Raw genomic sequence first — 8,442 nt, 5'->3', positions numbered from 1 at the left:
TCCACCACCGCGGTGCGCCGTCGTTCCCTCTTCGCCCGCGAGGAGGAGGCCCACCGCGAGGCCGCCGAGCAGGCCGAGGCCGCGCAGCCCTCTGAGGCTTCCACGGCGCCGGGAGAGCCCACGAGCGTGACGAGCCCGGCCGAGGCCGCCGCGAGCGCCCAGGACGAGGACGACGACGCCCCGATGACTCCCGTGTGGCCGCGCCGCACCCCTGAGCCGCGCAGCGAGGAGGATATCCTCCTGGACGGCTCGGTGGTCGTCGGGCGGCCGGCCTCACGCGCTGCGGCCCACTGGGCCGGGGTGCTGCTCTCCCTCGTCCTGCTGCCGCCGGCCTGGTTCTTCCTCCACGACGCCGCCACCCACCTCGTGGGGGCCGCCGAGGCCTACCGCTTTGCCATCACCACGCGCGGGGTCATCGAGCTCGTCGTGGGCTGTCTCCTGCTCGTCCTGGCGCTGTGGACGGCTCGCCGTTCCTCGCTGGGGACCTTCGTCGTCGGCGCGATCACGCTGGTCGCCGGGCTGCCCGGGCTCGTGGCCCCCGGTCCCGTGGACGCCGCGCTGTCCCCCTTCCTCACGCGCCTGGCCGAGCAGTCCACGCTCGGCAAGGACGTGGCCACCATGATCTGGTCCGACGCCGTCTCCGGCCGCTTCCTGGCGGTGGGCCTGGCCCTGGTCATGGTCGGGGTCGCCTCCCACTCGGCGCGCCGGGCCGGGCGGCGCGAGCAGGAGGTCATCGACCGCGTGCGCCACGTGGGCTGAGCCCGCATGACCTGTGTGCGCGACGGGCTGCGTGACGCCGTCCCCGTCGTCATCGGCTACCTCACCCTGGGGGCGGCTGCCGGCGCCCTGCTGGCCGCCGCGGGCCTGGAGTGGTGGTGGGCGGCCGTGTGGAGCCTGGTCATCTACTCCGGCACCATGCAGATGCTGCTGGTGCCGCTCGTGGCCGGCGGGGCCTGCCTGGCCACGATCGCGTTGTCCGCGCTCTTCGTCTCCGGCCGCCACGTCTTCTACGGCCTCGGCTTTCCCCTCAACCGCGTGCGCGGCAGGCTGGCCACGCGCCTGTACGCGGTCCACGCCATCACCGACGAGGTCTACGCCCTGCTGGCGTCCAAGGACCGCAGCCGGATGAGCGGGCGCTACCTGCTGAGCGTGGAGGCCGTCAGCCAGGCCTCCTGGTTCCTGGGGACCTGCGTGGGGGCGCTGGCCGGCAGCTGGCTCGCCTCCGCGGTGGGTGAGCGCATCGAGCTGCTCGGCTTCGTCCTGACCTCGCTCTTCGTGGTCCTGGCGATCGAGAACTGGCGGTCCAACCCTGACCGGGCCGTGCTGGCGCTGGGGGTCGTGGCAGGAACCGCCGGGCTCGTCATCGGCGGTCAGGCCACCTTGCTGGTCTCCCTGAGCCTGCTGGCAGCGGGACTGAGCGCCCTGTACCTGTGGCGAGGACGCGCCACGGGCGGGCGCGTCACCTCAGCACCCAGCCCGGCCCAGACCGTTGCGCCGAGCGCTGCCACCTCCCCTGGCTCCCAGGAGCACCCGTGCTGAGCCCTGCCGAGATCGCCGTGGCCGTCGCCGTCGTCGCCGCTATCACCTTCGCCTGCCGCCTGGCACCCTTCGTGCTGCTGCGTGGCCGTCCCGCCAGACCCTTGCTCGACTTCCTGTCCCGCACGATGCCGCTGGGCGTCATGGTGGTCCTCGTGGCCTACACCCTGGCCGGGGTGACGTCCTCCCCGACCTCCTGGGTGCCCTACCTGGGTGGGATCGGGGCGACGGCGGCGCTGCACCTGTGGCGCCGCTCCATCGCCCTGTCGCTGGTCGGCGGTACCGGGGTCTACGTCGCAGCGTCCCTGCTGCTGGGCTAGAGGGCACGACCCGTGGGTGCGGGCCGCCTCGAAACAGCCTGGCCGCGCCACCGGTTGGCTAGAGTGCCTGCGTGCCTGTCAACGTCTACCGCCCCGGCCCCTGGACGCACCGTGACCTGTCCGCCGGCGGCACGCGCTTCCACGCCGCCCTCGCCGGGCCCGAGTCCCCGCTGAACGACGCCGAGGGCACCGGCCCGCTCGTGGTCCTGCTGCACGGCTTCCCGGAGTGCTGGTGGACCTGGCGCCACGTCATGCCTGCCCTGGCCCGGGAGGGCCACCGAGTGGCCGCCCTCGACCTGCGCGGCTTCGGCGGATCGGACCGGCCGCCGTCGGGCTATGACCTGGTCAGCCTGGCCGACGACGTGCACGGGGCCATCCGGGCGCTCGGGCACGAGTCCGCCGTCGTCGTCGGTCACGGCCTGGGCGGGCACGTGGCCTGGGTCACGGCCAACCGGTTCTCCTCCACGGTCCGAGGCATCGTGCCGGTCAGCGCTCCCCACCCGGTCGCCGTGCGCTCGCTGCGCGGCCGCCTGCTGTCAGGAGCCGCCCTGCAGTACCTGTCCTTCAAGGTCCCTCTCCTGCCCGAGCGCACCCTGGCCACCCAGGCCGGCATGGAGCGTCTGCTGCGCTCGTGGGCGGGTCCTCGCACCCGCGCCCAGGTCACCGAGGCCGCCGGCTACTACGCCGCGCTGCTGGCCAGGCCCGGGGCAGCGCACTCGGCGCTGGAGACCTTGCGCGACATGCTGCTCGGACGCCAGACGCTGGCGGCGCTGGAGCCCGCCGTGCAGGTCCCCGTCATGTCCGTCCAGGGGCAGGTTGACCCGGTCCAGCCGGCCCAGGCCTACGCGCGCGACACCCACCACGTGGCAGGACGCCTGCAGCAGGTGACCATCCACGGCGTCGGCCACTTCCCGCAGGAGGAGGCGCCAAACCAGCTCACCGAGGTCCTGCTGCCCTTCCTGGCTGACCTCGTTCCCGCCCAGTAGCCGCCCTCCCCCGTCCACGGCGGTGCCTCAGACCCCGACCTGCGGGCACAGCCCGGCCGCAAGCAGCAGGCACTGCTCGCAGCGTGGCGAGCGGGCGTGGCAGACGGCCCGCCCGTGCTCGATGAGGCGGTGGCACCCGTCGGTCCAGCGCGTGGGGTCCCACAGGGAGGCGATGTCCTTCTCCACCTTGAACGGGTCCTTGTGCTCGGTCCATCCCAGACGCCGCGACAGGCGCCCCACGTGCGTGTCCACGGTGATGGCCGGCGTGGCGAAGGCGTTGCCCAGCACCACATTGGCTGTCTTGCGCCCCACCCCCGGCAGGCTGGTGAGCTGCTCGCGGGTGCGGGAGCGACGACGCCGTCGAAGGCGGCGGTCAGCTCCTCGCCCAGGCCGATGAGGCGCTCGGCCCGCGTGCGCTGCATCCCCAAGGGCCGCAGCCGTTCCTCCAGGTCCGCCCGGTCCGCGCCGGCGAGCGCGGCGGCGTCGGGATAGGTCTGAAAGAGCCCCGGGGTAACGGTGTTGACCCGCTTGTCCGTGGTCTGGGCGGACAGCACGGTGGCGACGAGCAGCTGGAAGGGGCCGTCATGGTCCAGGGCGCAGTGCGCGTCCGGGTAGAGCCCGGCGAGCTCGTCATCGACCTGGGCCGCGCGGGCGGCCAGAGCACTGTGGTCCTCGGCGGTCATGCTCTTCCCTCCCGGGCCGCTGCGCGATCCCTGTGTTTCGACCGAATGGGCATTTGACCTGCGCCACGGCGAGACTACAATGCTCGACGGCGTGCCACAGGTCACAGACCGTGGCAAGATAGGCGGGGGACGGCCCGCTCAGGCCCCATCGACCACATTCAGGAGGACCTTCGTGGACGAAAGCATCATCTCCAAGATCCCGCTCTTCGAGGGCATGAGCCCGGAGGAGCAGGAGGAGCTGCGCGCCATGATGACGCAGACGACCCTGCGCCGTGGCGAGACGCTCTTCAACGAGGGCGACAGCGGCGACCGCCTGTACGTCCTGCTGTCCGGCAAGATCAAGCTCGGTCACGCCTCTCCCGACGGCCGCGAGAACCTCCTCGCGGTCCTGGGCCCCGGCGAGATCGTCGGTGAGCTGACCCTGTTCGACCCGGGCCCGCGCTCGACCACCGCCACGGCCGTGGCCCCCACGGACCTGCTCTCGCTGGAGCACACCCAGCTCATGAGCTTCATCGAGACCCACCCCACGCTCGCCAAGGACATGCTGCGCGCCCTGGCCCAGCGTCTGCGCCGCACCAACACGGCCCTGGCCGACCTGGTCTTCTCCGACGTGCCCGGCCGCGTGGCCAAGGCCCTGCTCGACCTGGCCGACCGCTTCGGCTCGACCACCGAGGACGGCGTCCACGTCCCGCACGACCTCACTCAGGAGGAGCTCGCCCAGCTGGTCGGCGCCTCGCGCGAGACGGTCAACAAGTCCCTGGCCGAGTTCGTCTCCCGCGGCTGGATCCGCCTGGAGGGCCGCGCGGTCACGCTGCTGGACATCGACCGCCTGCGTCGTCGCGCTCGCTGAGCACGCCTGCGCCACCACGACGGCGCCGCCACCTTCTACGCGTTGGTGGCGGCGCCGTCGTCGATGCTGGATCCCGGGGCTCAGCCCTGCTTGGGGCGCTTGAGGTAGGCGACGAGGTTGTCCGAGCCCGTGGGGCCGGGCACGACCTGGACGAGCTCCCAGCCGTCAGCACCCCACTGATCGAGGATCTGCTTGGTGGCGTGCGTGAGCAGGGGAATGGTGGCGTACTCCCATGTAGTCATGGGCGCAGCCTACGGGCCCGCAAGGACGCCGACCAGTACTGACAGCCGTCAGACCGGCCGTGGCACGCTCAGCGCACCCTTGCCAGGATCCGGGGAGCGCGACGAGCGTGGATCTCGGCGATGAGCTCGTCGTCCTCGCGACGCAGCCAGGCACCCCAGTCCGTGACCTCGGGGAAACGACGCAGCAGAGCCCGACGCTCGCGCTCGGTCAGTCCGCCCCACACGCCGAAGGAGGACTCCGAGTCCAGGGCCTCCGCCAGGCACTCCATCCGCACCGGGCAGGAGAAGCACAGCGAGCGAGCGTCACGCTGCTCGGCGCCCTTGCCGAACAACTGATCTGGCTCGATGGTGGCGCAGGCTGCACGGACAGCCCATGTCTGGTCGGTCATCGTCTTCTCACAACCTTCCTTACAGCGAGCCGACGCCAGTGTCGGCCGCGTCACATAGTAACCGTATGTCACCTCCGGCGAATTGACCAAATCCACATCACCAGGCATCTCATTTACCGTGCACGAACGGTCTGGACGGTGTACACGCTCGCGCTCGCGGGCGACGTCGGCCAGGGTGGGACCGCCGCCATTGGGCCGCTGCCCAGACACTATCCAGGCCCTTCGCGTCGTGCCCCACAGCGCCATGAGCCCGCGGGCACGTACTCTGGACCCCATGTCGCAGTCCTCCTCGCGCGATCGCTCGCTCACGCCGGCCCAGGTCGTCTCGATGCTGCTGGTCTTCCTCCTGCTGTCCACAGCAGGAGGCATCGTGACCGCCGGCTTCGCCGCCCCCTTCATCGGCGCAGCCTCCGCGGTCACCAAGGCCTCACAGCAGCTCTTCGACGAGCTGCCCTCGGACTTCAACGTCCTGGAGCCCAGTCAGGTCTCCGTCATCAAGGCTGCGGACGGGACCGACCTGGCCCAGTTCTACGCCGAGAACCGCATCGTCGTCCCGTTGGACCAGATCTCGACGAATATGCAGAACGCGATCGTGGCCGTGGAGGACCAGCGCTTCTACCAGCACAAGGGCGTGGACCCCACCGGTATCGTGCGCGCCTTCGTCTCCAACGCCTCCGGAGGCTCACAGGGTGCCTCCACCCTGACCCAGCAGTACGTGCGTAACGTGCTCATCGAGGCCGGGCTCCAGAAGGACGACGCCGCAGCCATCCGTGCCGCCACCGAGACGACCTACGCCCGCAAGCTGCGCGAGATCAAGTACGCCCTGACCCTGGAGCAGGAGTACTCCAAGCAGCAGATCCTGGAGGGCTACCTCAACATCGCCGCCTTCGGCCCCTCCACCTACGGGGCGGAGGCCAGCTCGCGGCACTTCTTCTCTCACTCCGCCGCTGAGCTGTCCATCCCCGAGGCCGCGCTGCTGGCGGGCCTGACCAACGCTCCCGGTCTCTATGACCCGGTCACCCACCCAGACAAGGCCAAGAGCCGCATGGACTGGGTGCTGAAGAAGATGTACGAGGAGGAGTTCATCAGCAAGGAGGACTACGACCAGGCCGTCCAGGTCCAGATCGCTGACCTCCTCCACGTCACCAACTCGGTGGGTGGCTGCGCGGCTGCCGGATCGGCCGCCTACTTCTGCGAGTACGCCGTCTCCGAGATCGAGAACTCTGACCTGTACGGCGACGACGCCGCCTCCCGCCGCCAGCTGCTGCTGCGCGGAGGCCTGACCATCACCACGACGATGGACCCGGCCAAGCAGGCAGCTGCCGACGCTGCCGTCCAGGCCTACGTCCCCACCGGTGACCCCTCCAACGTCAAGGCCGCCCTGGTCTCGGTAGAGCCCGGAACCGGCCGCGTGCTGGCGATCGCCCAGAACACCAACTACGGCGACGCCACGCCCGAGGACCCCACGGCCACCCAGATCTCACTGGGCGTGGACGCCAACCACGGAGGCGTGGAGAACTCCAAAGGCACCTCCGGCTTCCAGCCCGGATCAACCTTCAAGGGGTTCGTCCTGGCTGAGTGGTACCAGGAAGGCCGCTCGGGCTACACGAGCTTCAACACCTCGCCTACTACCTTCCCCGCCTCCACGTGGAACATCTCCTGCAACCCCGGGGCAGCGGACACCTGGAAGGTGGGTAACGCCTCCCCCTCAGAAGGCGGCACGCACAACGTCATCGACTCCACCAGGATGTCGATCAACGTCGGCTACGCACGCATGACGGCGGCGATGGACATCTGCAACATCACCTCGCTAGCCGCCAAGATGGGCGTGACGACCAACTCCGGTGAGCCCCTGACGGCGGTTCCCTCGATCGCCCTGGGGTCCCAGGAGGTCACCGCGCTCCAGATGGCCAACGCCTACGCGACCTTCGCCGCCCACGGCGTGTACTGCAAGCCCATCGCCATCGACAAGATCCTCGACGCCGACGGCACCGAGATGAAGGTTCCCTCGGCCTCCTGCAGCCAGGTCATGACCGCCGAGGCGGCTGACCAGGTCAGTCTCACCCTCACCACGGTCCTTTCCTCGTCCGGAACAGGACGCGGAGCGATCCTGGCGGCCGGGCGCCCGGCCGCTGGCAAGACCGGGACGACCGACGACATGGACAACGCCTGGTTCGTCGGTTACACCCCCAGCCTGTCCGCGGCCGTGTGGCTCGGGCACTCGGACGGGTACTACGCCATGAACCGTCAGGTCATCGGCGGGCGCTACTACGCCACGATGTACGGCTCGGACGCCCCGGCGCCGCTGTGGAAGACCTATATGGACGCCGCTCTGGCCGGCGCGCCCGCCGAGCAGTTCAACCAGGTCAGCCTGGGTACCCCGCCCGCTCCGGAGCCGCAGGAGGAGCACGAGGAGTCCGAGACCACCGAGGAGGCCCCGGCCGCCGAGGAGGAGTACTACTACGAGGAGGACGGTGAGTAGCCAGGCGGGCGCTGGCCGAGGCGCCCGCCGTCTTCTCGGGCTCGGCACCGCCGCAGGCCTTGGACTGCTCGGCTACGCCCTGGTTGAGGCACGGATGCCCGTCCTGCGGCGTCGAAGCGTCCCCGTCCTGGCCCGTGGTCAGGAGCCGATCACGATCCTCCACCTGTCCGACTTGCACCTGACTGACCGCACCCAGGCGCGTGTGGACTGGGTACGAGGGCTGGCTGAGCTGCACCCCGACGTCGTCGTCAACACCGGGGACAACCTCTCCTTCGCCAGCGGGCTGCTCCCGCTCGGCCAGGCGCTGGAGCCCTTCCTCGGCCTGCCCGGCGCCTTCGTCATGGGCGACCACGACTACCGCTCGACGGTCTTCAAGCTGCCGACCCGCTACCTGCGCGCCGACCCGCGTAGCGCCGACTCACCCGAAGACGCCGAGGACGTCGAGGCTCTGCCCTGGCGAGCAGTCCGAGACCTGCAGGCCTCGGGAGGCTGGGCTGACCTGGGCAACGCGCGCGGGACCCTGGAGGTGCGTGGCCGGAGCATCGAGCTGGTGGGCGTGGATGACCCGCACGCGGACCGGGACGCCTACCCCGAGCCTGCTTCCTCGCCCGACGACGTCGTAGAGCCGGCGCGTAACCGCGAGGGCCGCCCGCTGCGGCTGGGCCTGACCCACGCCCCCTACCGCCGGGTGCTGGACGCCATGAGCCGGGACGACGTCGACCTAGCCATGGCCGGGCACACCCACGGCGGCCAGCTCTGCGTGCCCGGCTACGGGGCGCTGGTGACCAACTGCGACCTCGATGCCGCACGGGCCTCAGGGCTGTCTCGCTACCCGGGGCGGATGTCCGACCCTGCAGCGGCCGACCACATGTTCCTGCACGTGTCCGCAGGTCTGGGCACCAGCCCCTACACGCCGGTGCGCCTGGCCTGCCGGCCCGAGGCCACGTTGCTCAC

The 8,442-nt window shown here is 70.7% G+C and carries 9 protein-coding genes and 1 pseudogene; 7 read left to right on the top strand and 3 right to left on the bottom strand.

What is annotated here, in order from left to right; translation table 11 throughout:
• The 4 genes from HMPREF0058_RS01985 to HMPREF0058_RS01970 form a co-directional block, all read left to right on the top strand.
• Window positions 1-759: hypothetical protein (locus HMPREF0058_RS01985; RefSeq protein WP_050765631.1), on the top strand; the 759-nt coding region annotated here is incomplete at its 5' end.
• 6 nt (window positions 760-765) lie between these two features.
• A complete protein-coding gene (locus HMPREF0058_RS01980) occupies window positions 766-1,539 on the top strand; it encodes an AzlC family ABC transporter permease (protein WP_006547986.1) in 774 nt (257 codons plus the stop codon).
• The gene (locus HMPREF0058_RS01975; RefSeq protein WP_006547985.1) at window positions 1,533-1,856 is read left to right on the top strand and encodes a branched-chain amino acid transporter permease; all 324 of its coding nucleotides are present in this window, start codon (window positions 1,533-1,535) and stop codon (window positions 1,854-1,856) included. The genes HMPREF0058_RS01980 and HMPREF0058_RS01975 overlap by 7 nt, the downstream gene beginning before the upstream one ends.
• Window positions 1,857-1,927: 71 nt before the next feature.
• A complete protein-coding gene (locus tag HMPREF0058_RS01970; protein WP_006547984.1) occupies window positions 1,928-2,842 on the top strand; it encodes an alpha/beta fold hydrolase in 915 nt (304 codons plus the stop codon).
• Between the two features lie 27 nt (window positions 2,843-2,869).
• On the opposite strand, the pseudogene nth reads toward HMPREF0058_RS01970, so the two are convergent.
• Window positions 2,870-3,525, bottom strand: a pseudogene (nth, locus tag HMPREF0058_RS01965) (endonuclease III).
• 172 nt (window positions 3,526-3,697) lie between these two features.
• Here nth and HMPREF0058_RS01960 point away from each other — a divergent pair.
• A complete protein-coding gene (locus HMPREF0058_RS01960) occupies window positions 3,698-4,375 on the top strand; it encodes a Crp/Fnr family transcriptional regulator (protein WP_034235989.1) in 678 nt (225 codons plus the stop codon).
• A gap of 80 nt (window positions 4,376-4,455) precedes the next feature.
• On the opposite strand, the gene sp36 is transcribed toward HMPREF0058_RS01960, so the two are convergent.
• Both sp36 and HMPREF0058_RS01955 read right to left on the bottom strand, forming a co-directional pair.
• On the bottom strand, window positions 4,456-4,617 hold the full coding sequence (sp36, locus tag HMPREF0058_RS11955; RefSeq protein WP_006547980.1) for a Sp36 family protein: 162 nt from the start codon (window positions 4,615-4,617) through the stop codon (window positions 4,456-4,458).
• A gap of 68 nt (window positions 4,618-4,685) precedes the next feature.
• A complete protein-coding gene (locus HMPREF0058_RS01955) occupies window positions 4,686-5,006 on the bottom strand; it encodes a WhiB family transcriptional regulator (RefSeq protein WP_006547979.1) in 321 nt (106 codons plus the stop codon).
• A gap of 274 nt (window positions 5,007-5,280) precedes the next feature.
• Here HMPREF0058_RS01955 and HMPREF0058_RS01950 point away from each other — a divergent pair, with 274 nt between their 5' ends.
• Complete coding sequence (locus HMPREF0058_RS01950) at window positions 5,281-7,488, top strand: transglycosylase domain-containing protein (RefSeq protein WP_006547978.1); 2,208 nt, start codon at window positions 5,281-5,283, stop codon at window positions 7,486-7,488.
• A gap of 94 nt (window positions 7,489-7,582) precedes the next feature.
• A partial coding sequence (locus HMPREF0058_RS01945; RefSeq protein WP_006547977.1) for a metallophosphoesterase occupies window positions 7,583-8,442 on the top strand: 860 nt, incomplete at its 3' end.

It is taken from the genome of Actinomyces urogenitalis DSM 15434 (genome assembly GCF_000159035.1).
Taxonomy (GTDB): Bacteria; Actinomycetota; Actinomycetes; order Actinomycetales; family Actinomycetaceae; genus Actinomyces; species Actinomyces urogenitalis.
Note: the sequence above shows the minus strand (reverse complement) of the source record. Positions and strands in the feature narration are given on the sequence as shown.